Source organism: Spirochaetota bacterium (assembly GCA_035477215.1).
Taxonomy (GTDB): domain Bacteria; phylum Spirochaetota; class UBA4802; order UBA4802; family UBA5368; genus MVZN01.
In genome coordinates, this window is record DATIKU010000016.1 from 66956 (window position 1) to 90007 (window position 23052).

Here is a 23052-nt window from a genome sequence, read left to right on the forward strand (position 1 = left end):
ACAGTATCCGCCCCCTTGATAATCTTAGCCCTTCTTTGCCGCGCTGAAGCGCGGCATTTTTATTTATCGAACAGTTTAATAAACTCCTTATAACCTTCCTTTTCAAGATCCTCTTTCGGCACGAATCGGAACGCCGCCGAATTCATGCAATACCGAAGCCCGGCGGGAGCCGGCCCGTCTTCGAAGACATGGCCGAGATGCAAATCGCCATACCTGCTTCGCACCTCCGTCCGCGTCACAAAAAGCGAACGATCCACCCGCTCGACCACGTTTTCGGCGACGAGCGGCCTGGTAAAGCTGGGCCAGCCGGTCCCGGAATCGTACTTGTCCTTCGAGCTGAAGAGCGGCTCTCCGCTGACTATATCGACATAAATCCCGTCGCGCTTCTCGTTCCAGTACTCGTTCTTAAACGGCGGCTCGGTGCCGTTCTCCCGCGCCACTTTATACTGAAGAGGGGTAAGCTTCTTTTTGATCTCATCTTCGGAGGGCTTTGTGTACACGGGCACATCCCCGGCGGAATCGCCACGACCATCCCGGCTCCACGCGGAGCGTATGAATAAATCGCGGCCGGAAAAATGCCGGTAGTATTTGTAACGCCGGGCGTTCTTTTTATGGTAATCCTGATGGTAGTCTTCAGCCGGGTAAAATCTTATTGATGGCAGTATTTCGGTAACGATCGGTTTTCCGAACCTTTTTGATCGCGCAAGCTCATCGCGTGATTTCTCGGCGACACGTTTCTGCTCGGCGTCGTGATAAAAAATCGCCGTTCGATACTGCGCACCCCTGTCGATAAACTGCCCCGCCGAATCGGTGGGATCGATCTGTCGCCAGAAAATCTCGAGAAGCTTTTCATAGGTGATCTTCGAGGGATTAAAGCGTATTTGCACCGCCTCGAGGTGGCCGCTCTTCCCGGAGGTTACGTCCTCATAGGTGGGATTCTCAAGCTCCCCTCCGGTGTATCCCGATACCACTTCTTTAACACCCTCCATTTGCTCGAAAGGCGAAACCATGCACCAGAAACACCCCCCGGCGAAGATTGCCGTCTCCTCATTCTGCCTCGAGGCAATGGTCACCGCCGCGAAAAGAACGACAAGGAAAAGTATGCCGTATTTTACCAAGTATTGATCCATTGGCCCTCTCCCATCCCAAATAAAGCATATACTAATATACTAAAACATCCGGGACGAGTCAAGTGCCTGCAAAGAAGCGGACTGTCCTCTTCAACAGCACTGATTAACGTCACTACCAACGGACCGGCAGCATGTTCCTCTTCTGGTTTCCGAAGGGCTAAAACCGCATCCTTTCGAGCCTATCGGGTCAGTTTTGCCGCAATCTGAGCGACGTGACGCCCCTGAAAGCGCGCACCGGCCAGCTCGTTTTCACTGGGCTGGCGTTCGCCTTTACCGCCGGCGATCGTCGATGCGCCATATGGCGACCCCCCGGACATCTCGTCAATTCTCGTCAGGCCCTCGAAGGCGTACGGCAGGCCAACGATGATCATCCCCTGATGCAGCAGGGTTGTATGGAAACTCAGTATTGTCGATTCCTGTCCGCCGTGCTGAGTGGCCGTGCTTGTAAAGACGCTGCCGGCCTTTCCCACCAGCGCGCCCTTCGACCACAACGGCCCGGTGGAGTCGAGGAAGGCGCGCATCTGTGCGCACATGTTCCCGAACCGGGTCGGCGTACCGAAAATTATGGCGTCGGACTTTTCCAGATCGTCGAGCGTCGCGATCGGAATTTGAGCAAAGGCCTTCTGCGCGGCGGCAATCCCCGCCTGTTCGAGCACTTCCTCCGGCAGCGTCTCGCGAACCCGCAGTAGAACCGGTTCGGCCCCTTTCACCTCACGCACCCCTTCGGCGACGGCCGTCGCGAGCCGATAGATATGCCCGTAGGCCGAATAAAAAACAACCGATATTTTCATGAGCAGTCCTCCTTTTTTTCATTGATGTTAAGATGATAGTAATATAATAATATTCAGCCTTGTAGTCAATTATCCGCAAGCCGGCCGGCGGTGCCGGCGCAACTTTCGGGTGTATACCATAGAGGTCAGGCATGAACAACGGCATCAATTCCGGCGAAGTGTCCCGCAGGGGATTTCTCTCATTCGTAATCACAACAGCGGCGACCCTGGCCGCGTCCGGCCTGTTCGGACGATTCTTCAGCCGTTACGCGCAGGCTAAGGAGTCGGGTAATTCCGGCAAGTTCAAGGCGATAAAGGTCGCGGTAAACGACAACGGTATAAGAATACTCCTTAAAAACGGATTTATCACCGATGGTACGGGCACCCCTGGATTCAGGGGGGACCTTTTAATCAAAGGGAGCGTCATCGAGGAGATAGCGCCCGGCGGGATGGAATTCACGGGCGAAACTGTCGACTGCGAGGGTCTCGTCGTATCACCCGGCTTTATCGACATGCACTCGCATATGGACGGGGTGCTTCCGGCCGAGGGCCATGACGAACTCAAAACGCCCTTCACCGCCCAGGGCGTCACCACCTTCGTCGCCGGCAACTGCGGTTTCGGAGTGGCGGCGTATATGAAAAACTCTCCCCACCGGGAGATGATCGAAAAACGCATCATGGACCGCATATTCTCGGTCGAATGGGACACCTACGGTGAGTTTTTCGACCGCCTGAAGAACCGATCACTCACCCACAACATGGCGGTGCTCGCCGGAAGCGGCACCACCCGCATGTCGATGCGCGGCATGAAGAGCGATCCGTTCTCGCCCGACGAAATGAAGGTCTACCGGGGGCTCCTGGAGGAGGCGCTCGACCAGGGAGCGCGCGGCATTTCATACGGCCTCCAGTACGAGCCGGACATCTTCGCGACGATGGAGGAGCTTACGGAAATCGCCCGCCTGGTGAAAAGCAGGGATGCGGTAATCACCGTTCACATGAAGGCCTACTCGGCGCTTTCGCCCTCCTACCCGGTCCGGCCCTTCGGAAGGGCGCATAACCTCCTGGCGATCGACGATATGCTCGCGGTGGCGAAGGAGACCGGCGTGAAGATGCAGCTTTCGCACCTCATCTTCGTCGGAGAAAAATCGTGGAAAACCTGCCCCGAGGCGCTCGAGCTCATCGACGGCGCGAGGAAAAGCGGCCTCGACATCCAGTTCGACACCTATGCCTATCACTGCGGCGTATCGGTCATCAACGTCTTCCTTCCTCAGTGGTTCCTCGCCCGCCTCCCCGAGGCCTACGAGAGCAGCTCGGCGCGGCGCAAGCTCCGCATGGAGATGTATATCGTACGAAAGCTCCTTGGCTTCGGTTACCGCGACATTCAGGTGACCAACGCCATCGATCCGGAGCTCGTACAGTATAACGGCATGTTCGTGGATGAGATCGCGAAAGCGCGCAAGATGGACGAGCTCGACTGCCTGCTTGACATCTCGAGGCGCACCAATGGCGCGGCCCGGGTGCTCAACCACCGTTACAGCAAGCTCGAAAACGTGCACGACATGATCCGGCACCCCGCCGCGCTCTTCATGACCGACGCGTGGGTCACGCCGGCTGGGGTGCAGAACCCCGGCGCGTTCGGCAACTTCCCGCTGTTGCTCCAGTACGCGCGCGACTACAAGCTGGCCCCGATGGAAGACGTGGTGCGCAAGATGACCGGCGCTTCGGCCGATCGTTTCAAGCTCGAAAAACGAGGCTATCTCAAAAAGGGCTACGCTGCGGACATAACGGTCTTCAACTGGAACACGATAAAGGACAACACCACACGCGAACACAGCGATGCGCCCCCCACGGGAATCGCGGGCGTTTTCGTCAACGGGAAACGCGTACTCGCGAACGGCACGGTCGACGCGTCCGTTAAAGCGGGCGTGATTATATAGAAGCGTATTGGGCGGCCGAAAAACTCCCGGCCGCCTTTCGCTTTTTCCACACGAGCAGAGGGCAGCCTCACCGGTCCCCGCTCATCCGGGAGTAAAAATACGCCGCCTGCCGGAATGCATTCTCCATCCACCAATCGCATATCTGTTGACATATCACCCACACGGGTATGGAAACCCATCGTTGCGATCGTCCATTTTCAGGGGTATGCCATGAGGGTATTCAAAAGCCGCGCTATTCGCATGCATGATTGCGTTTGTATCGGTCGAACTGTACGCGCAGTGCGCGAGCGGCGACTGCATGAGCTGACAGGGAACCATGAAGCTCGGCGACGGGCGTCACTATACGGGCCGGTGGAAGGACTGAAAGCCGCACGGCATGGGGATGATGACGAACCCCGACGGGAGCGTCCAGCGCGGCCGCCGGCAGGATGGCGACTACATGGGCAAGGAAAAGGAACCCGAAAAGAAGCATGAAGTCGAGAAGAAGAAAAAGAAATTCAAATTAAAGCTCTGACCCCGCCTTCCCCGAATCGCCGACCGCATGCGGTCGGCGGCGTTTCGGCTAATGCCGAAACGCCCGCTGCCCGGTGTAGACCATCGCCACCTTCGGCACGGCCTCGTTGCAGGCGACGATCGACTCGAAATCGCGATCAGACCCCCCCGGCTGCACGATTGACGTAATTCCCTGGGCGATCCCCACGTCGACGCCGTCACGGAACGGGAAGAACGCGTCCGACACCATCGCCGCGCCGATAAGCCCGCCGCGCGAGGCGCGGGTCTGCTCGTCGATCGCCTCGAGGTCGGTCTTTTTGCCCTCACCCTTCGCCGCATCCAGCTCGAACTGCTTGTAGGAGATGCCATACCGCTCGAAACACAATAGATCGGCGTACTTGGTGTATGCCTTGTATACGGCGATTTCGGCGACGCCGACCCGGTCCTGTTCGCCGGTACCTATGCCGACCGTTACGCCGTCTTTCACGTACAGGACCGAGTTCGAGGTTACCCCCTGCTCGACAAACCAGCCGAAGAGCAGATCATCGTATTCTTTTTCCGAGGGCAGGCGCTCGATCGCGTATTTTTCGCCCTTGTACTCCGCGGCGGCGGGCTTGAGATCCTCACTGGTTTTGACGATATTCAGCGGCGACTGCTGCACGATGATGCCGCCGTCGATGAGCGACTTGAAATCCACGAAGCGCATGGTGCGGTATTTCTCGAGCTTGTCAATGCGGTCTATCCGGATGATGCGCAGGTTCTTGCGCTTCTTCAAAATTTCAACGGCGCCCTCGGCGTAATCGGGCGCCACCACCACCTCCATGTATTCACGCGCGATCAGCTCGGCCGTGTCGCGGTCGAGCGTCCGGTTGAGCGCCGCGCACCCGCCGAACGCCGCGATGCGGTCGGCGCGAAACGCCCGACCGAACGCCTCCGCAGGGGTCGCACCGTACGCGACACCGCAGGGATTGTTGTGCTTGACGATCACCGCGGCGGGCTTCTCCGAAAGGTATTTCAATATATTGAGCGAGTTATCGATGTCGGTAAGGTTTATTTTACCGGGGTGCTTGCCCGGCTGGATCATCATGGCCTCGTCAATGCCGCTTGCAAGCGCGTTACCGGAAGCGATGAACGTACATCCTCCCAGCGCGAGGTTGCCGTTTACAAGTTCGTACATGGCGGCCTCCTGCCCGGGGTTCTCACCGTAGCGCAGCCCCTTTTCCACTAGCGCCCCTCCGTCCTCGAGTTTCCATGAGCGTTTTCTGTACTCCAGCGTCTGGTCACCGAAGCGGATGGTCATGGTGTCGGGGAAGTGGTCGTCCATAATGGTTTTATATGCTTTTTTTAAATCCATCGGTCCCTCTGATTCGTTAGAGTATCGGACCCGGCCGCTTCTCGCCGCCGGCGAAGGCAAAACGATAAACCGGGTTTCGCGGCACACGAAACGAACATCCCGTCCGGGATGTCAGGTAATCTTTTACCGCGGCACTTCCATGTCAACGAGAAATTTCCGACCCCTCGACCGATCGCCTGATACATACGGAAAATTGATTGCGCGATCCCGCCTGTTTGTGCAGACTAAAGCAAGTCCTTCACGCAGGTGATAAAGGGCCACAGATTACGAATGGAGCGCTTATGCGGACAGTCTGGAAAATCGATTCGTTCGGCGTCGTTTCGATAATCGGCGCCGGAGCGTGGGGCACAGCCGTGGCCGCCCTGATCGCGGAAAACCATCCGGGCCTTTGTGTGCGGCTGTGGGCATACGAAAAATCAGTTGCGCATACAATCAACAAACGCTCCGAAAACACACTCTACCTCCCGGGTACGGTACTGCCATCAAACGTAAGCGCCACCTACAGCCTGCGGGAATGTTTTCAGAACGCGCGCATCGTCATCATCGCCACGCCGTCTAAGGCGGTATACGATACCTGCCAGAGATGTGCCGCGCACATTTTGCCGGACGCCCACGTTGCCTTCCTTTCAAAGGGCTTCTGTAAAATCCAGGGCAAGACGCTCACGATATCGGAGACCATCGCCCTCGCCCTTCCGCGCGTCGGAAACAGGATAGCCGCGATCTCCGGCCCCACACACGCCGAGGAGGTAACGACTCGCTTTCACAGCTGTATCAGTATCGGAAGCGCGAACGAAGAAACGCGCCGCGTCTTCACCCGTCTGCTCTCCTGTTCGTTCCTCCAGTGCCGGGAAACGGACGATATCCGGGGGGTCGAACTGGGCGGCACCCTTAAAAATCCCGCGGCGATCGCGGCAGGCATGATCAGCGTGCTGCCGAAATGCGGTGACAACCTCGCCGGCGCACTCATCGCGGAATCCATGAAGGAGATGCTCCGCGTGGGAACGGCGCTGGGAGGGCGCGAGGAAACCCTTCTTGACATCTCCGGACTCGGCGACCTCGTCGCGACCGCGCTGAGCTCCCACAGCCGGAACCGTCGTTTCGGTAGTGATATCGCCGGCCGAATAATCAAGGGAGGGCGGCCTCTCGGTCTCTTCGACCGCATCCTGCTTTATTTCCGGCCCGGCCGCGTTATGGAACGCATGACGCAGCGACTGCACTATCTCGCCGAGGGCGCCTACGCGATCGAGCCGCTTATAGAAATCGCCGAACGCGTGGGGGTCGCCCTGCCGCTGTACCGCTCGCTTTACGAGGTGCTGCTCAACCGCAAAGATCCTTCGCTGCTCGTGGAGACCATCAAGGACCCGCGCCGATTCGAGGAGCTTTATGCACGCGCCGGCTTCCAGCCATTCCTCAGCGGCAGGGACGTCCGGCACCAGGCCGGAACGCTGTTTAAAAAGCCCGTACTCGACGACCTGGTTCGAAAAATCGACACGGCGGGGGTGCCGGGTATATGCGGCGATACAGCCGATGCCCGGGCCGCGATCATAGAAAAAGCGTCCGCCGTTTTCGATCATATCGCCGACAGGTTCAGCCGGGTGTTCGCCGCGGTTGCGTTTTTTCTGCTGAATATCCTCTCGTTGATTTCGCCACTCGCCGGAGCGCGCGGCCTTCCCGTTGCCGTGCTCCGTGTCGAAGGCGGCGGCATACGGCGCTCCCGTGAAATGTCTGGCTTTACGCCGGTGTACGTCATGCCCCTCGATGACCGCGCCATGGTCCCGCAAGCGGTATTCGCGATACGGCGCCGTGGAATGCCGCCACCGAGGTTCTGGACTGATGAGGTGCCGATCCGCGGGCCGTTTATGGACGGGATACTACGCCGCTGCGGCGGCTTTTCCGCCGGTTACGCAAGGATCGGCGATCCGCTCTACCGGGAGGTACTGGCGTCGTATCTCTCATTCATGGCTTCCCACGGAATACCCGTTCTCCTGCTTTCCCCGCCGAGGGAAAATAGCGGAGTACTCGGCAATTCGTATAACGACGAAGCGGCCTTTTTGCTCCAGTCGATTCTCGATACGCGACAGCCCCTGCTATTTTTTCCCGTATCGGCATATCCGGCCGAAGCGCGCGCAGGGAGGGGAGGTGTCAGGCTGAGAATCGGGGAGCCCCTCTCGTCCTCCGCCGCGCCGGATGCCGGTCCCCTGCTGGTGGAAATCGCGCGAAGGATTACAGGCTCGGGAGCGATCAACCGGAAGCGGTAAAACGGGGCGCTGCGAGGCTTGCTACCGGCGACCGAAAAGTGCGCCCGCCCGCTCCCACAGACCGCCGACTCCCAGCAGCGAAACCAGGATCAGGAGGGCGCCGGTCATGATGGAGACGGTAAACGGGTCGGCGAAAACGAGCACACCAAGGGCGCCGGCGAAGATGATGCGGCTCGCGGACACCAGCGAGCCCGACGCGGCCTCGATATACCGGTAACCAATGGTGATGAACACCTGCCCCGCGGCGGCCGCCGCTCCCGAGAGCAACAGGTACAGGGTGACAATCCCACGGGGCAGCACGCAGTCCCACAGTAAAAATAAACCGCTTAGCATGCAGCCGAAAACCATGAGATAGAAGACGATGACTTCACTCGAATCGTACTTGCGCGCCTCCCTGAGAAAGGGAATGCCGAAACCCGCCACAAGCCCCGACAGGAGCGCGAGCAGATCGCCGGGATTGATGCTATCGAAATCAGGCGCGACGATGAGGTACACGCCCGCCAACGTGAGGAGGAGATAGAAGACGTTTCGAAGCCTCGTTTTCTCGGCGTTGATGAAAGGAGCGACGAGGAACACGAATGCCGGATAGGTCATGTTGAGCATGTTGGCATTGGTGACCGTGGTCAGTTCGAGTCCGGCGAAAAAGAGCATAACCGCCGTAACGTTGAACACGGCACGCAACACCACGTGCCTCAGATTGTTCGGCCTGAACGACTTGCGCATAAAAAGCATGTAGAGACCGGCGACCAGCGTGCCGATCGCGAAGCGCACGAACGTGATCTCGATGCCGCCTATGGCGGAATTGTTGGTGACGAGTTTCCCGAAGACCGTTGAAAGCGCGAAGGTGAACTCGGCAAGGAGGAGCAGGAGGATGCCCGTGTACATTGGTTTGTAATCGAGCGGGGCGCGACCCGCGCTATACCCTCCCGAGTCTGAATTCGTCGCCAAGCCGAACCGTCCGCTCCAAAAGATCGTTCATGACGAGCCCGAGCTTCATGCGCATCCCATAAACGTCTCTTTAAAGAGTATGGTCCGGGCGACTCGGCCGAACCTGACCGGAAGCACCTTGTTCGGGATGTCGGAGGCGGTAAATATCCACCGAAAAAAGGAATTGATGACGTTCCAGATGAATGCCATAATGCCACCTGTCAGAGAAAAGTGAAAATATGCGACCCGCCGGGTATCTGTCAATGACAATTTACCGACCGCCGGTTGCGCCTTCCGGCCGAACACGGTGGATCGCCGCTGCGGCCGCACGGTCTTTGGCGGATGAACATCAGATGAAAAACGATAAGAGAAAATCCGTTGCCATAATCGGCGGAGGGGCTTCCGGCCTGATGGCGGCCTGGCACGCCGCTTCCGGGGGCGCCCGGGTAACGCTTTTTGAAAAGCAGAAAATGCTCGGCCGGAAGGTCCGCGCGACCGGCAACGGGCGCTGCAACATAACCAACAGAAACATCGACGCATCCTTCTACCATGGGCGCAATCCGCAGTTCGTACGAAACGTCTTCGGGCGCTTCGGCCTCGACGACACCATCGGTTTTTTCAGGCGAATCGGCATTCCTTTCGTGGAGCTGGAGGGGGGCAGGCTGTATCCGGCATCGCTGCAGGCATCCACCGTAACGCAGATATTCGAATACGAGTTGGAAAGGCTTGCCGTGGATATCCGTCTTCATCGAAAAATCGAGCGGCTGGAAGAACGCGACGGGCGCCTCCGCCTGATCACGGCGGGGCAGGAAGAAGCGGATTTCGACGCGGCGGTTCTTGCCGCGGGCGGCTGCGCCTATCCCCAGCTCGGCGCCTCGCGCTCCGGCTACGAGCTCGCGGCCGCCTTGGACCACACCTTGCACGAACCCTTTCCGGCCATTCTTCCCATCAATATAACTCTTAAAGCCCTTCACCGCCTGGAGGGAATCAAACGGGACTGCTCGGTCTCGGTGATGCGCTCCGGAAGGCTCGTCGAACGCTCCACCGGGGAGCTTCTCTTCACCAAATACGGCATTTCCGGTCCGGCGGCGCTTGAGGTGTCGCGCACGGTCAGTGAATCGCTCTGCGCCGGAGAAACACCGGAGATCGCCATCGACTTCTTTCCCGACACCGATGCCGCCGAGCTCGAAATACTGCTTTCGGAGCTATGGAGCGTCGGCGAGCGCCCCATGGGTCTGAGTCTGCGCGGCCTGCTCAGGGACCGCCTGTGCGACACCCTCCTCGGAATTGCCGGAGTCGATCCCGCCGCGCCCGCAAGGGGGCTTTCCGCCGGTTCGAGAAAAGCGATCGCCTGCATTTTCAAGGATTTGCGGCTGAGGCCGGGGGCGGTGCGTTCGTTCAACGAGGCGGTGGTTTCCGCCGGTGGGGTCGATGTCGGCGACGTGCGCCCCGCCACGCTGGAATCCAGACGCGTTAAGAACCTTTACATTACCGGGGAATTGCTCGACATCGACGGCGACAGCGGGGGATATAATCTCCAGTTCGCCTGGAGTACCGGAGCCCTTGCGGGAACGGCCGCATCCTCCTGAGGGCGCGCGCATAACGTCGATCAGAACATCGTCATAAAACCTTCGATTTCGGCGACAACGCCGCACACGCCCTTCAGCCTTTCCTCCGACTCGAATACCGCGGTGACGGTGTAGGAAATAAATTTACCTCCCGAACTCGGACGGCTTTCAACGATTGCGGAAATCCCCTGCTCGTGAAGGGCGTTTTTCAGCGTTTCCATAAGATGAGGGGAAAACCGGTAAACGGCCTTGAAAGTGATTTCAGTGGGAAAATCCGGAAGCTCCCTCGTTGCGTCATGATGATGCCCTGCCATAAAGCCTCCTTAACCGTCGGCCCGGCCCCGTGCAGAACGGTGCGCCCCGGACGCTCCGCCCCTCATCCGGACGGGAAGTGAGCCCTCGTGCCCGAGAAGCAGCTCTTTAATGCCCGTCCCGCCGGAGAAACGCCCGATACAGCCATCTGATTTGATAACCCTGTGACAGGGAATAAACACCGGAAAATCGTTTTTCGCCATGCAATTACCCGCAAAGCGCGCGCCGCCCTCGAACCCGGCCCGACACGCGAGGTCTCCATAGCCGATCGTCCGCCCGAACGGCACCCTGAGCAGCGCGCGATATATCGCCCTCTCGCCCTCGGTGTAAGCCGAAAGATCCAGCGGCGGAATGGGGGCCTTCATCCCATGGACATACGCGTCCAGGAATTTAAGCGCGGTACGTAGCGGCGCATTGCGTCTGCAGGGGATTCCCCTGATCAGCGCCTTCTCATCGATCCCGCCCTCGAAGGCGGCAAGCCGAAGCGCCACGTCATCGGCGAAAATGAAGAAGGGCCCGGAAGGAAGTTCGAATGTTTCATGACAAAGGCCGTTCAGGCGCGCGAGGCGCGCGTATGATGGAGAGACATCAGCGTGGTTGTCCATAAAGCGCCTCTATTGCCGTTATGCGATCATTCTCGAGCTGGGCGACAAGCTCCCTGACCGATGCGAAGCGGACCTCCTCGCGCAGGCGTTCGACGAACTCCACCTCCATGCTTTTTCCGTAGAGGTCTGCGTCGAAGTCGAAGATATTGACCTCGATGGTCCTGTGAACGCCGTCGAAGGTTGGATTGGTGCCGATGTTCAGCATACCCTTTAGCGAAGGCTCGTCCTCCACCCGGACCCGCACTGCGTAAACCCCGTCGCCCGGGATCACCTTGTCGCGGTCTTCCGGAACGATGTTGGCGGTGGGGAAGCCGATCTTCGCCCCCCGCCCGGCGCCCGCCGCCACGGTGCCCCGCAGACCATAATCCCGTCCCAGGAGAGCGGAGGCGAGCCTGACGTTGCCGTCCTCGATTTCGGTGCGTATCCATGTCGACGACACGGGCCGTGAATAAAAGTTCTTCGGCTCGACCCGGGTAACGCCAAAACCGCGCGATTTAGACAGCTCGCGCAAGAAGTCGATCGTGCCCCCGCGGTTTTTACCGAAGGCATGGTCGTATCCGACCACGATATCGATCACGCCTATCTTCTTTAACACTATTTCGTTAAAAAATTCCGCGGCGTTCATCTCGGCCATATCGTGCGTGAAGTCCAGGAGCACGACGTTTTCGATACCGCAGTCGCCGATGACGCGCAGCTTTTCGTCGGTCGTCGTGAGGATCTTCGGCGGCGTCTGCGGAGTGAGTACCTTGCGCGGGTGGGCGCCGAATGTCATGACGATCGCGTCGCCGCCCTTCCGCCGGGCGATATTCAGCATGGTCGAGAAAATCCGTCGATGCCCCAGGTGCGCGCCGTCGAAACTCCCCAGCGTAACGACCGGGTTCTTGAAATAGCCCTTCTCCCCGGGAATGCCGCGCAGTATATTCATCGTACGCCTTTGATCTTCCGCTGAATTTCAAGCGCATCCAGGAGCACGATCGCCGCCATCGCCTCCACCACCGGCACGATGCGGGGAACGATGCAGGGGTCGTGTCGTCCCTCAACGCTGATGGAACGGCTGTTTCCGTCGGTATCGACCGTATCCTGCCCGCGGAATATCGACGGTGTGGGTTTCACCGCGACGCACGCGACGATGTCCGCGCCTGTTGTGATACCGCCGAGTATGCCGCCGGCGTTGTTCGAAAGAAACGCTCCGTCGCGCATCGGGTCGTTGTTTTCGCTTCCGCGCAGGCGTGCCGACTTGAAGCCCGCGCCGATCTCCACACCCTTTACCGCGCCGATGGAAAAAAGCGCCATCGCGAGGCGCGCGTCGATCTTATAAAACACCGGATCACCCAGCCCCGCCGGAACGCCCCTCACCACAAGCCTCACAACGCCTCCCACCGAATCTTTCTCCGCGCGCGCGCGGATGATCGCCTCCTCCATCAACTTCGCCGCCGAGGGATCGGCCGCGCGGACCGGGTTGCTTTCGATAAAACCCAGGTCCTCAACCTCTCCCCGGATGCCGGCGATCTCCTGTGCGAAGGCGGTGACGGAGATGCCGTGCTCCGCAAGGAGCTTTTTCGCGACGGCCCCGGCGGCCACCCTTCCCGCCGTCTCCCTCCCCGACGAACGGCCGCCGCCACGGTGATCTCGAATGCCGAACTTCTTCCAGAGGGTGAAATCGGCATGGCCGGGCCGGAAAACATCACGGATCGCTTCGTATTTCGAGGAATCCTGGTCCTTATTATATATCAGCATGCATATGGGCGCGCCGGTGGTCTTTCCCTCGAACACGCCCGATAGGATGTGTACGCGGTCCTCCTCCGCGCGCGGCGTCGTAACGGCGCTCTGGCCCGGACGCCGCCGGTCAAGCTCGCGCTGTATATCCACCTCCGACAGCTCGACCATCGGCGGCACTCCATCGAGCACCGCCCCCACGGCGGGCCCGTGGCTTTCGCCGAAGGTCGTTACGCGCAACACCTCGCCGAACGAGCTCGGGGAGCGCATGCGTAAAAGCATCGCGCCGGCCACCCGGTCCATGATCAGCCGGTGCGCGTCGTTTTCGTTTTCCGGGGTTACGGCAAAGACGATGTCGGCCAGGTGCTCCGTCGCCTCGTAGAGCCGGCGGACCCGTTCCTGGTATTCCGACAACCCGTCCGCGCGCGAGAGGAAGGGCGGAAGGCCGACCCTTTGCAGCCGGTCCCAGAGCAGGTGAATCGGCGCCTTGATGAGCACGAGGATGGAACCTGAGGCGAGAAGTTCACGGGATTCCGGATCGAGCATGGTGCCGCCGCCGGTGGCGATCACGCACCAGTCGCGCGCGGCGATGTCGGCAACCGCCCGGGCCTCCCGCGCGCGGAAGGACGCCTCCCCCTCGATCGAACAGATATCCCGGCAGCTTCGACGCTCGCCGGTCTCGCCGAAGTAGAGATCCTCAAGATGGAAGTCGGTTTCGATAAATGGAAGACCGGTGCTCTCGGCGAGCAAGCGTCCGATTGTGCTCTTCCCGGAGCATTTTGGTCCTGTCAGTATGATCTTCATGAATTAATAAAATCCTCGCGCGGCCAATCCGGACTAAAAGAGCCGGTCGCTGTCCAAAAGGATTGTGACGGGGCCCCGGTTGACAAGGTTCACCATCATGTCGGCCCCGAACACTCCATGCTCCACGATCGGGTGGAGCATGCGACAGTGAGCGACGAAACGGTCGAACATCTCCCGGGCCGGTCCGGGCGGCATCGCCTCGGAATAGGACGGACGCCTCCCCCTGCGCGCGTCGCCGTACAGCGTGAACTGCGAGACGAGAAGGAGTCCTCCCCCGGTTTCCGACAGAGTATGGTTCATAACGCCCGATACATCGTCGAAAATCCTCAGACCCAGGAGCTTGCCGGCGATATATTCGATATCCGCATCGGTATCGTCACGATGGAAACCGACCAGCGCGAGCATACCCCCGCCGATGGAGGCCACAGTCGAGCCGTCAAGCTCCACGCCGGCCCGCAGTACTCTCTGAACCACCGCCCTCATGGAAAATAGCGAACCGGGAATAGTGAAACCGGAAACCGGGGGGACCGGCTATTTCAGTTTCTGGCTCAGCACGTTTTCCGGCTGAACCCCTATCATCCGCTCCGACTCGTTGCCGTCGGCGAAGAGAATCAGTGTGGGGATCGAGCTGATGCCGTACTTCTGCGCGATCTGCGGGTTCTCATCGGTATTGAGCTTGGTTATCTTCGCACTGATGGTCCCGGACTGTGCAAGCCGCTCCAGGATGGGGGTCTGCATCCTGCAGGGACCGCACCACGGGGCCCAGAAATCCACCAGCACCTTGCCCGGGGCCTCCAGGACCTCCTTGTTGAAATTGCCGTCGTTTACCTCAAGAATACCAGCCATATCTCCTCCTCTTTCCTCGCCGCAACTCACTTTTAATTAATTGAACGAGCGGAGTATGTCAATACAATTTGAACGCCCGGGTCAAATAATCCCTTTCATTATTCGCCCGGCGCGTCCGATAATGAAGTCAGGCGCTCCAGGTCCCGTCCCGGGCACCATGACGGCCCGCGACATCTTACAGCGAGGATTCACACCATGAAACGATTCATCGAGGGATTCCTGGCGATATGCGTTCTGGCGGCATGCGTATCGCTTTTCGCCCAGACGGCCCCCGCCCGGAGGACCCCGCCGCCCCCGGCAATGGAAACCCCGGCCGCCAGAGAAGCCCCGAAGACCACGGGCAAATCAATAGAAGGCTTCAGCAAAACAAAATGGGGCGATACTCTGAACTCGGTAAGGAATAACGTACTGGGCAAAATCACCTACACCGATGAAAAGAAAATCATCACATCGCGCGACGGGGATATAGAATATATTTACGGCTTCTTTGCCCGCGAGACCGCCCCCGCGGCCGATACCGGAGATGCCGCGGCCGCGGAAATCGAACCGCGCCTCTATTATGTTGCCGTGCGTTTTCCCTATCTTGCCATGGACGAGGTGAGCCGGCGCATTCAGGAACAGTATGGACCGTTTACCGGAGAGACGCTCAAGGACAATCAGGGCGCCAGGATATGGGATTCTGAAAAAACGACCGTCGTCATGTGGGTGGACAGGTACGAAAAGAAACCATACAGCCGGAAGATCACCTATGTGGGAAAGGATATCGCGAAGGATGTGAACAAGTACCAGGAAGAGGTGTTCAGCCGCACCGAGATCGAGATCCTGAAGCGGCTTAGGCCCTGACCCGCCGCACTGCGCGGGAGGGCCGGCCCTTTTCCCCGCGGCCCGGCAGAAGGCGGATCAGAACGATCCGCCTTTCGTGTTTTAAAGGTGCGCCACAAACACCGAAATGGTTCCCATTCCCCCGGAGAGCCCGTCGAGCGCCTTTCCGATAACGGTGCCGATTTTGGCGAACGAGTCGATCTCCCCGGCCATGCCGCAACCCGGCGTCTCCGATGTCACGATGAGATCGCCCGGGCGTATCGGGCGACCGCGCGCGTCGACCTTGCAGAGCACCCTTCCGGCAAGCGCCACCGGATACGCCTTCCGCGATTCGCCGGTATTGTCAATCACCAGCGTCGGATTTCCCGAAACGATCCCGACGACCGATCGCATGTATGCGCCGCTCGAACGCGACAGTACGCCGCCCCCGACCGCGCTTGCCGTGAGGATGTCGCCCGGGGAGATGTAATCGATATCATCGACCTCGAACATCTCCACGATATTCGCCGGGAACGAGCCCTCCCGGCTCCGGTTGTGGACCCGCATCCTGCCATGGAACTCGGATGAACCCTTCACCAGGAGCGCCTCGCCATTGCCCACCAGGTTCACCGTGTCGTCGAAATCGCCGATCGAACCATATCCGTCCGCGACCAGTGAATAGGAATGTTCGCTGGCGAACACCCCGCCCGCGCCGAACCGCGAAACGCCGATCACCCCGCAACCGCGCGGCCCTGCCTCGCCGTTGCCCGGAGACTGCCCCTTCACCCCGGCGAATGCGCCGTGGCCGATGACGCCCCACGAGCGTTGTGCGCCATCCGGACAACCCGCAGACACTCCGATCACGCCGACCGAGCCGTCGCCGGGGGATTCGTTTTTCGCGTATACCACCGCCGAGGAGTCCGGCGGCGGCGCTATCCCGACGAAGGCCTCACTGCGCTTCTCGGTCACGCTTATCGTGCCGGAATGGCCGGAATATGCGTGCACCAGCGGCGCGTAGTTATGCGCATGGGGAAGCGGTTCCCTGGGGTCCGAAAGCCGCGCGTCGTCGGACTGAAGTACCGCCCCCTTCTTAATCTCCCCGTTTGCGGCGAGGACCACTATACCCGGCGCGCTCTCGGTCGCGTTTTTCAGCCGACGGTCGTTCCCCTGCACCACCACGCCCGCGGCATCCTCGCCGTCCTCCGCGAGCTCGACAATGCCCTTCGCCAACGTCGTCGCGTTTTTAAGACGCCGGTCGTTTCCCTGGACAACAACCTCCCCGGCATCCTCACCGTCATCGGCAAGCTCGACGATTCCCTTCGCCGTCGTCGTGGCGTTTTTAAGACGCCGGTCACTCCCCTGCACTGCGGTCAGCGCAACCTCCTCGCCGTCCTCCGCGAAACGCAGAATGCCCCTGGCCGTCTCGCTCGCGTTTTTGAGCCGCCGGTCGCTCCCCTGAACCACCACGCCCTCGCGGTCCTCCCCGTCTTCCGCAAGCTCGACAATACCCTTCGCCGTCGTCGTTGCGTTTTTAAGGCGCCGGTCGCTCCCCTGCACGGCGATAAGCGGATCATCCTCGCCGTCTTTCGCGAAACGCAGGATGCCCATGGCCATCGTCGTCGCGTTTTTGAGCCGCCGGTCGCTCCCCTGTACGGCGATAAGCGAATCATCCTCGCCGTCTTTCGCGAAACGCAGAATGCCCATGGCCGTCTCGCTCGCGTTTTTAAGACGGCGGTCGTTCCCCTGTACCACAACGCCCCCACGGTCTTCCCCGTCTTCCGCAAGCTCGACAATACCCTTCGCCTTCGTCGTCGCGTTCTTTAGCCGCCGGTCGTTTCCCTGAACTGCGGCCAGAGATGAATCTTCGCCATCCTTCGCGAAACGCAGGATGCCTTTGGCCTTCTCGCTCGCGTTTTGCAATCGCCGGTCGTTCCCCTGCACCGCCACGCCCGCGGCATCCTCGCCGTCCTCCGCAAGCTCGACAATGCCCTTCGCCATCGTCGTCGCGTTTTTCAACCGCCGGTCGTTCCCCTGCACCGCCACGCACTCGGCATCCTCACCGTCCTCGGCAAGCTCGATGATTCCCTTGTTGATAGTCGTACCGTTGCGGAGCCTCCGGTCACTTCCCTGTACCACGCACTCGGAGTTGTTCTCACCGTCCCCGGCGAGGCGGCAGATGCCGTGCGAGGTCGTTGTCGCCTTTTTCAGGCGGCTGTCCGTACCCCGGACAACGCTCATGTCAGAATAGACCGCATCGGGACAGAGACGGACGATCCCGTAGGTGTTTTCCGTGGCTTCCGCGAGCCTCGAATCGCTCGCCTGCACGACAACACCGGGCTTGTTCTCCCTGTCATAGGCAAGCCGCACCACCCCTGGACGCAATTCCGAGGCCGGTTTGAACCTCGAATCGGACGACTGCACGGCGAAACCCGGTCTGTCGTCGCCGTCCTCGGCAAGCTGTACAATACCCTTGAAAATCGTGGTCGCGTCGCGGAGGCGCCGGTCGCTCGCCTGCACAACGGTGCCGAGCGAATCGCCACCGTCGCGGGCCAGCCGCACCACGCCCGCCTGGAAGATGGAAGCCTGCGGAGTCAGCTCGCCTATGTTATGCGTATGCGCTATTTCGAAAGGGGCGGCGCTCACGGCGAAGCCCGCCAGGCGCGCGCCGAAGGTTTTTGCTCCAAGCGAAATCGTGCTCATCTCGACGCGCACATAGCGCGCAGGCGTCACCACCGCCTCGTGGAAATAGGCCATCGAGGGCTGCGCGCTGAAATATTTTTCCTCGAAAAGCGGGGCCCACACAGTGCGGTCGGTGCTGACCTCCACGTAAAAGCTTTCCGGAAAACCGTGGGGCGCCACACCGGCGGAGACGAGCCATATTCCGTTTACCTGCAATACCCTCCCCAGGTCGAGCTCCACATGCTCCCGCGACTGTCCGGTACGGATCTCCGATTCCCAGAACGTATCGTCGTTGCCGTCGAGCAGACGCGCGGGCAGGAATTCGTACGAAGAATGGCTCGACGCGCTCACCTCCCGGGCACCGCCGATCCCCGCTCTGATCGATCCTATTTCCGAGAAGAACTTCGCCCCCGTCTTCCGGGGCCTGACAATATACAGGCGGATGAAGCGAATCAGGGCGAGGGGCATATCGAGACGGTAGACGAGGCTCTCTTCCATCTCGTATTTTCTCTCGCTCTGCACCACCCTCCATACCCCGCCATCTACGCTCACCTCGACCCTGAAGTCGTGGGGAAATGTCGTTTTCCCCGCAGGCGCCGCGCATATCTCCACGCAGTCAACGGGAACAACCTCCCCGAAATCGACGATGACGAACTCGGGAACGATCGAATTGCTCTTCTGGGTGCTCCAGTATCCCCCATCGGCAAGCACGGCCGATGGGGAATGTTCTTCATCGAGCTGGCTTGAAAAGGCGGAAACCGTACCGCCATGGATTTTTCGTATACTGACGTTTACAGGCTCCATCATTTATCTCCGGACGCGGGAATAACGCCCGTCGATCATCCCTTTCGAGTAAGGGTATTGTCAAATATTTTATTGGGTGTTAAAAAGTGATTGATAAAACGCCGTGCCGAACATACCTTCCCGGCGTATGGATTTCATCGAACAGGCAACCCCGCGGGGCATAACGCTCAAGGTATTTCCGAAAAAGTGGAATTATCTCGCGTTCGACCGGAAGGGCAAGTCGATATACGCCGACGCCTCGGGCCTGAAGGTATTGCACAGGGTTTCGCTCGTCGTTTTCGTGGGCGAAAATTTTATCATCAAGAACACCGCCGGCGCCGAGATGTCCTTCCTGAAGGCCACCAGGGGCCAGATCGTCATTCCTTATGCGGACACGGTCGCGGACCGCAGACAGCGCTACATCTTCATCCCCACCGAAAGCGATATCGACCTCATACCGGTCAGGCTGAAGGGCCTCCGGGACATTTCCATGCTGGTCCGCGAAATCGAGACCGGGACCAGGCCGGACCACATCGTGGTGAGCGGCTCTGTGACGCGCAACGACATCATCATCATTAAAAACAGGCTCGCCGGCGCGCATATCATCCTCGTCGGCGGAAAAGGCGCGGAGGGCGGGGAGGCCGGGGACGAAAGCGAAATCAACAGTTTCGGAAGCCGGCGCGCCACCGAGGTGGCGAAAGACTTAAACATCAACACGATGTCGAACAATCCGGTCTTCCTTGCGCGCATCCATCTACGGGAAATGGATATTTCCAAGGTCAACCAACTCATCCTCGATTTCGACCTTTCGCCCATCGAGGCGGAATATATACTCAGCTTTGTTGCGACCATGCTGTCCAAGCGCGATACCGAGGAGGACATCCGTAAAAACGCCTCCAAGCTTGAAGGCATACACGGCTCGCTCCGGTTTTACATTCACCTGCTGGGCAAAAACGAGGCCGAGGTTCGCGCAATGATCGAGGCCATGAACGACGCCAACCTCCTCGCCTCGTTTTTTACCCTTATCGCCAAGGTAAAGCTGCTCTACCCGGGCACGGACGACCAGCTGCTTTTCACCGAATTCGAAAATCTGTTGTACGAAAAAAAATCCAGCCTTCAGTAAAATAACTGACCGCTCGCACGGAGACATCGCCCAAATATGCGCACCAGCATCATCCGGATCGCCCGCATCGCCCCGCTCATCGCCGTCCTGTTCGCCGCGTCGCCCCCCCCGGTGGAGAACGGCCAACGGAACGGCTGGTGGCGCGTCTATTTTACGCGCCCCGGCGCCGGGGCGCGTAAAGCCGAATCCTCCCCCGACGCGGCCTTCATGCGCCTCATCACTCACGCCACGCAAAGGTTTTACGGCGCCTTTTACGACATATCCGACGAGGTGATCGCGGCCGAACTCGTCAAAGCGCACCGGCGCGGGGTCGATGTTCGCATCGCGACCGAGCGCGACAACGCCGGTAAAACTGCACTGCGCTCGCTTGCGGAAGCCGGCATTCCGATCACCACCGACAGCGGACCTGGACTCATGCACCACAAGTTCGCCGTCGCCGACGGGGCCTTCGTCTGGACGGGCTCGTACAACCTCACCCTCAACGACGCGCGCAAAAACGACAACAACGCGATCGCCATATACTCCGCGGCACTCGCGCAGATCTTTACGGCGGAGTTCATGGAGATGCACCGCGACGGCGTCTACGCCAACAAAAAGGAGTTCGGCGCGCTCGGCGCGCTCGCCAAAAAATACCATGTAAGGGTCGGCGAGACCGACATCAACGCGTACTTCTCGCCCGATGACAATATCGAGCGCATCCTCCTGAAGCGCCTCGAAAAGTCGCAAAAATCCGTGCGTTTCATGGCCTTCTCGTTTACGAGCGACCCGCTCGGCGAGGAGCTAATACGGCTCCACAAAAAGGGCGTGGAGGTCCGCGGCGTCATGGAAAAGACCGGGTCCAACAGCAAAGACTCCGAATATGTAAAGATGAAAATAGAGGGCATCCCCGTGCGAATCATATCGGGTCCGGGACGGATGCATCATAAAGTCATGATCATCGACGAGTCGATCGTCGTAACCGGATCGTACAATTTTTCGCGCGGGGCGAACGTCCGCAACGACGAAAACATCCTCATCATCCACAACGAGGAGATCGCCCGCGCGTACTCGAGCGAGTTCGATCGGCTTTATCCGCCGGGCGCCCCTCCGACGCGGCCAGTGCGGAGTCGCCCGAGACGCCGCACCATCACATCATATGGAGGTAGCCCATGAAAAAAATCCTGAAAGCGGGACTCGCCTCGACGGCTTTTCTCGCGCTGGCCATCGGATCGCTTATGCTGTACTGGTATTTTCGCCCCAACACCGCGCTGGTGGACCCTTCTCTCCGGCTCGAAGCCTGGACCGCGGTCGGGGACGGCATGCACAACTCGAACACCGACATGATATTCTGGAGGGGCCGCTTTCACCTGGTGCATGCCAACTCGCCCTACCATTTCGCCACCGAGAAATGCCGTCTGATGATCTGGCGCTCTGCCGATGCGCGAACGTGGGAAAAACTCTCGGAGGTCAATATTCCCGGCGAGGACATCCGCGATCCCAAGCTTGCCGTAATCGGCGGACGCCTCTTTCTTTACGTGCTCAAGAGCACGCGCTTCATCGCCGAACCATACAGGACCGCCCTCAGGACCAGCGCCGACGGTAAAACATGGACGCCGCTGCGCGATATCGAGCCGGAGGGATGGCTCTTCTGGCGCCCCAAAACCCGCGACGGGCGCACCTGGCACGTCCCCGCGTACTGGCACGAGCACGGCAAATCCATCCTGCTTAAATCGACCGACGGCGTCCGCTGGTCGCCGGTGTCGGTGATACACGAGGGCGACTGGAACGACGAGACCGACATCGAATTCCTCCCCGACGGCCGCATGATCGCCACGGCGCGCCTGGAGGGATCGGACAGATGGCTGGGCGACGAAAACGCTTCGACGCTCATCGCCGTGGCCTCCGCTCCCTACACCGGATGGAAATCCACGAAAAGCTTCGTGACGCGTCTCGACGGTCCGGCTTTATTTTCGTATAACGGAAAAACCTACGCGGTCGGACGGCACAACCCCGACCCGACCGGATTCTTCACTTATTTCGGAAGCATCCTCGCGCGCAAGCGAACGGCGCTCTACCTTCTTCTTGAGGACCGGCTGGTTTATCTCTCGGACCTTCCGAGCGCCGGCGACACCTCGTACGCCGGGGTCGTCCTGCGCGGAGGTCGCGCGTATATCAGCTACTACACCAGCGACACCGCGCGCGATTACCCCTGGATCATAGGCATGCTCGCCCGAAGCGACATCATGATCGCGAAGGTCGAACTCCCGCTCCTCGAGCGGCTTGCCGAATCGAAGCTCGCGGCGGATCGATTATAATGGACCTCCTCGTAAGCGAGCTCTTTTACTCGATACAGGGCGAAAGCACCCGCGCGGGATTCCCGTCTGTTTTCATCAGGCTCGCCGGGTGCAACCTTGACTGTGCCTGGTGCGACACCGCCTGCGCCCGCTCGGACGGAAGGCGAATGAGCATCGAGCGCATTGTCAAGGAGGTAACAAAATATCCCGCACCCGATCATATCACCATAACGGGCGGCGAGCCGCTCTGCCAGGAGAACGCTCCCGAGCTCATGGGACGGCTTGCCCGCTCGTACGCGGTGCAGCTCGAAACGAACGGGAGCATCGACCTGGGCGTTGTGCCTCCGGAGATCCGCAAGATCGTCGATGTTAAAACGCCATCAAGCGGCGAGGCCGGCTCCTTTCTGATGGAAAACCTCCGCCGGGTGGGAGCGCGCGACGAGATAAAATTCGTCATAGCCGACAGGAAGGACTATACTTTTGCAAGGAAGTTCGCAAAGAAACATCTTGCAAATAGCGCGGCGGTCGTTAACTTTTCACCGGTACGCGGCACGATACCGCCGGCGGAGCTCGCCGGACTCATCCTCGCGGACGGACTGCGCGTGCGGCTGAACCTTCAGCTCCACGCCATCGTATGGCCGGACGGTGAGCCGAAAAAACGATAAGGAAGAGCG

Annotated in this window: 21 protein-coding genes and 1 pseudogene; 9 read left to right on the forward strand and 13 right to left on the reverse strand. The window is 59.7% G+C overall.

Annotated features, from left to right (window positions below; all coding sequences use genetic code 11):
* Window positions 1-59: 59 nt before the first annotated feature.
* Window positions 60-1130, reverse strand: a complete 1071-nt coding sequence (gene msrB, locus VLM75_03680) for a peptide-methionine (R)-S-oxide reductase MsrB (GenBank protein HSV96018.1) — start codon at window positions 1128-1130, stop codon at window positions 60-62.
* A gap of 179 nt (window positions 1131-1309) precedes the next feature.
* Window positions 1310-1921, reverse strand: a complete 612-nt coding sequence (gene wrbA / locus VLM75_03685) for an NAD(P)H:quinone oxidoreductase (protein HSV96019.1) — start codon at window positions 1919-1921, stop codon at window positions 1310-1312.
* Window positions 1922-2052: 131 nt separating this feature from the next.
* Between wrbA and VLM75_03690 the strand changes: the two genes are divergently transcribed.
* Window positions 2053-3837: an amidohydrolase family protein gene (locus VLM75_03690; protein HSV96020.1), complete on the forward strand. Its 1785-nt coding sequence runs from the start codon at window positions 2053-2055 to the stop codon at window positions 3835-3837.
* Window positions 3838-4213: 376 nt separating this feature from the next.
* Window positions 4214-4351 (forward strand): hypothetical protein, encoded by a 138-nt coding sequence (locus VLM75_03695; protein HSV96021.1) that lies wholly within the window; start codon window positions 4214-4216, stop codon window positions 4349-4351.
* Window positions 4352-4399: 48 nt separating this feature from the next.
* On the opposite strand, the gene VLM75_03700 is transcribed toward VLM75_03695, so the two are convergent.
* Window positions 4400-5683, reverse strand: coding sequence for an IMP cyclohydrolase (locus tag VLM75_03700; GenBank protein HSV96022.1), 1284 nt, complete (start codon window positions 5681-5683; stop codon window positions 4400-4402).
* Window positions 5684-5964: 281 nt separating this feature from the next.
* Between VLM75_03700 and VLM75_03705 the strand changes: the two genes are divergently transcribed.
* A complete protein-coding gene (locus VLM75_03705; protein HSV96023.1) occupies window positions 5965-7941 on the forward strand; it encodes an NAD(P)H-dependent glycerol-3-phosphate dehydrogenase in 1977 nt (658 codons plus the stop codon).
* A 21-nt stretch (window positions 7942-7962) separates the two neighbouring features.
* Here the strand turns inward: VLM75_03705 and VLM75_03710 are convergent, their stop codons facing one another.
* Both VLM75_03710 and VLM75_03715 read right to left on the reverse strand, forming a co-directional pair.
* Window positions 7963-8889: a DMT family transporter gene (locus VLM75_03710; GenBank protein HSV96024.1), complete on the reverse strand. Its 927-nt coding sequence runs from the start codon at window positions 8887-8889 to the stop codon at window positions 7963-7965.
* A gap of 45 nt (window positions 8890-8934) precedes the next feature.
* Window positions 8935-9078 (reverse strand): hypothetical protein, encoded by a 144-nt coding sequence (locus VLM75_03715; protein HSV96025.1) that lies wholly within the window; start codon window positions 9076-9078, stop codon window positions 8935-8937.
* A gap of 143 nt (window positions 9079-9221) precedes the next feature.
* Between VLM75_03715 and VLM75_03720 the strand changes: the two genes are divergently transcribed.
* Window positions 9222-10457: an NAD(P)/FAD-dependent oxidoreductase gene (locus tag VLM75_03720; protein ID HSV96026.1), complete on the forward strand. Its 1236-nt coding sequence runs from the start codon at window positions 9222-9224 to the stop codon at window positions 10455-10457.
* 20 nt (window positions 10458-10477) lie between these two features.
* Here VLM75_03720 and VLM75_03725 read toward each other — a convergent pair whose 3' ends face one another.
* The 7 genes and pseudogenes from VLM75_03725 to trxA form a co-directional block, all read right to left on the reverse strand.
* Entirely contained in the window at window positions 10478-10750 is a 273-nt protein-coding gene (locus tag VLM75_03725) for a DUF493 family protein (GenBank protein HSV96027.1), read from the reverse strand.
* Window positions 10751-10759: 9 nt separating this feature from the next.
* Window positions 10760-11353, reverse strand: a complete 594-nt coding sequence (locus VLM75_03730) for an MGMT family protein (GenBank protein ID HSV96028.1) — start codon at window positions 11351-11353, stop codon at window positions 10760-10762.
* The gene (locus VLM75_03735; GenBank protein HSV96029.1) at window positions 11337-12278 is read right to left on the reverse strand and encodes a bifunctional riboflavin kinase/FAD synthetase; all 942 of its coding nucleotides are present in this window, start codon (window positions 12276-12278) and stop codon (window positions 11337-11339) included. The genes VLM75_03730 and VLM75_03735 overlap by 17 nt, the downstream gene beginning before the upstream one ends.
* Window positions 12275-13339, reverse strand: coding sequence for a chorismate synthase (gene aroC, locus VLM75_03740; GenBank protein ID HSV96030.1), 1065 nt, complete (start codon window positions 13337-13339; stop codon window positions 12275-12277). Before aroC ends, VLM75_03735 begins: the two co-directional genes overlap by 4 nt.
* 48 nt (window positions 13340-13387) lie before the next feature.
* Window positions 13388-13873: pseudogene (locus VLM75_03745) on the reverse strand (shikimate kinase).
* Between the two features lie 33 nt (window positions 13874-13906).
* Entirely contained in the window at window positions 13907-14356 is a 450-nt protein-coding gene (gene dtd / locus VLM75_03750; protein ID HSV96031.1) for a D-aminoacyl-tRNA deacylase, read from the reverse strand.
* A gap of 48 nt (window positions 14357-14404) precedes the next feature.
* On the reverse strand, window positions 14405-14719 hold the full coding sequence (trxA, locus tag VLM75_03755) for a thioredoxin (GenBank protein HSV96032.1): 315 nt from the start codon (window positions 14717-14719) through the stop codon (window positions 14405-14407).
* Window positions 14720-14914: 195 nt separating this feature from the next.
* Between trxA and VLM75_03760 the strand changes: the two genes are divergently transcribed.
* The gene (locus VLM75_03760) at window positions 14915-15562 is read left to right on the forward strand and encodes a hypothetical protein (GenBank protein HSV96033.1); all 648 of its coding nucleotides are present in this window, start codon (window positions 14915-14917) and stop codon (window positions 15560-15562) included.
* Between the two features lie 81 nt (window positions 15563-15643).
* On the opposite strand, the gene VLM75_03765 is transcribed toward VLM75_03760, so the two are convergent.
* On the reverse strand, window positions 15644-19003 hold the full coding sequence (locus tag VLM75_03765; GenBank protein ID HSV96034.1) for a discoidin domain-containing protein: 3360 nt from the start codon (window positions 19001-19003) through the stop codon (window positions 15644-15646).
* 127 nt (window positions 19004-19130) lie between these two features.
* Here VLM75_03765 and VLM75_03770 point away from each other — a divergent pair, with 127 nt between their 5' ends.
* From VLM75_03770 to VLM75_03785, 4 genes are read left to right on the forward strand one after another with little or no spacing between them, the layout of a single operon-like run.
* Entirely contained in the window at window positions 19131-20105 is a 975-nt protein-coding gene (locus tag VLM75_03770) for a hypothetical protein (GenBank protein ID HSV96035.1), read from the forward strand.
* Between the two features lie 36 nt (window positions 20106-20141).
* Window positions 20142-21257: a phospholipase D-like domain-containing protein gene (locus VLM75_03775; protein HSV96036.1), complete on the forward strand. Its 1116-nt coding sequence runs from the start codon at window positions 20142-20144 to the stop codon at window positions 21255-21257.
* The gene (locus VLM75_03780; protein ID HSV96037.1) at window positions 21254-22399 is read left to right on the forward strand and encodes an exo-alpha-sialidase; all 1146 of its coding nucleotides are present in this window, start codon (window positions 21254-21256) and stop codon (window positions 22397-22399) included. The genes VLM75_03775 and VLM75_03780 overlap by 4 nt, the downstream gene beginning before the upstream one ends.
* On the forward strand, window positions 22399-23043 hold the full coding sequence (locus tag VLM75_03785) for a radical SAM protein (protein ID HSV96038.1): 645 nt from the start codon (window positions 22399-22401) through the stop codon (window positions 23041-23043). The genes VLM75_03780 and VLM75_03785 overlap by 1 nt, the downstream gene beginning before the upstream one ends.
* Window positions 23044-23052 lie beyond the last annotated feature (9 nt).

Bases quoted from the DNA above. Each gene is read 5' to 3' on its own strand.
- VLM75_03720 (HSV96026.1), top strand. From the start codon at position 9,222: ATGAAAAACGATAAGAGAAAATCCGTTGCCATAATCGGCGGAGGGGCT.
- VLM75_03695 (HSV96021.1), top strand. From the start codon at position 4,214: ATGGGGATGATGACGAACCCCGACGGGAGCGTCCAGCGCGGCCGCCGG.
- VLM75_03690 (HSV96020.1), top strand. From the start codon at position 2,053: ATGAACAACGGCATCAATTCCGGCGAAGTGTCCCGCAGGGGATTTCTC.
- VLM75_03780 (HSV96037.1), top strand. From the start codon at position 21,254: ATGAAAAAAATCCTGAAAGCGGGACTCGCCTCGACGGCTTTTCTCGCG.
- VLM75_03715 (HSV96025.1), bottom strand. From the start codon at position 9,078: ATGGCATTCATCTGGAACGTCATCAATTCCTTTTTTCGGTGGATATTT.
- wrbA (HSV96019.1), bottom strand. From the start codon at position 1,921: ATGAAAATATCGGTTGTTTTTTATTCGGCCTACGGGCATATCTATCGG.
- VLM75_03785 (HSV96038.1), top strand. From the start codon at position 22,399: ATGGACCTCCTCGTAAGCGAGCTCTTTTACTCGATACAGGGCGAAAGC.
- VLM75_03730 (HSV96028.1), bottom strand. From the start codon at position 11,353: ATGGACAACCACGCTGATGTCTCTCCATCATACGCGCGCCTCGCGCGC.
- VLM75_03760 (HSV96033.1), top strand. From the start codon at position 14,915: ATGAAACGATTCATCGAGGGATTCCTGGCGATATGCGTTCTGGCGGCA.
- VLM75_03775 (HSV96036.1), top strand. From the start codon at position 20,142: ATGCGCACCAGCATCATCCGGATCGCCCGCATCGCCCCGCTCATCGCC.
- VLM75_03770 (HSV96035.1), top strand. From the start codon at position 19,131: ATGGATTTCATCGAACAGGCAACCCCGCGGGGCATAACGCTCAAGGTA.
- VLM75_03765 (HSV96034.1), bottom strand. From the start codon at position 19,003: ATGGAGCCTGTAAACGTCAGTATACGAAAAATCCATGGCGGTACGGTT.
- msrB (HSV96018.1), bottom strand. From the start codon at position 1,130: ATGGATCAATACTTGGTAAAATACGGCATACTTTTCCTTGTCGTTCTT.
- VLM75_03725 (HSV96027.1), bottom strand. From the start codon at position 10,750: ATGGCAGGGCATCATCATGACGCAACGAGGGAGCTTCCGGATTTTCCC.
- aroC (HSV96030.1), bottom strand. From the start codon at position 13,339: ATGCGCTCCCCGAGCTCGTTCGGCGAGGTGTTGCGCGTAACGACCTTC.
- VLM75_03735 (HSV96029.1), bottom strand. From the start codon at position 12,278: ATGAATATACTGCGCGGCATTCCCGGGGAGAAGGGCTATTTCAAGAAC.
- VLM75_03705 (HSV96023.1), top strand. From the start codon at position 5,965: ATGCGGACAGTCTGGAAAATCGATTCGTTCGGCGTCGTTTCGATAATC.
- trxA (HSV96032.1), bottom strand. From the start codon at position 14,719: ATGGCTGGTATTCTTGAGGTAAACGACGGCAATTTCAACAAGGAGGTC.
- dtd (HSV96031.1), bottom strand. From the start codon at position 14,356: ATGAGGGCGGTGGTTCAGAGAGTACTGCGGGCCGGCGTGGAGCTTGAC.
- VLM75_03700 (HSV96022.1), bottom strand. From the start codon at position 5,683: ATGGATTTAAAAAAAGCATATAAAACCATTATGGACGACCACTTCCCC.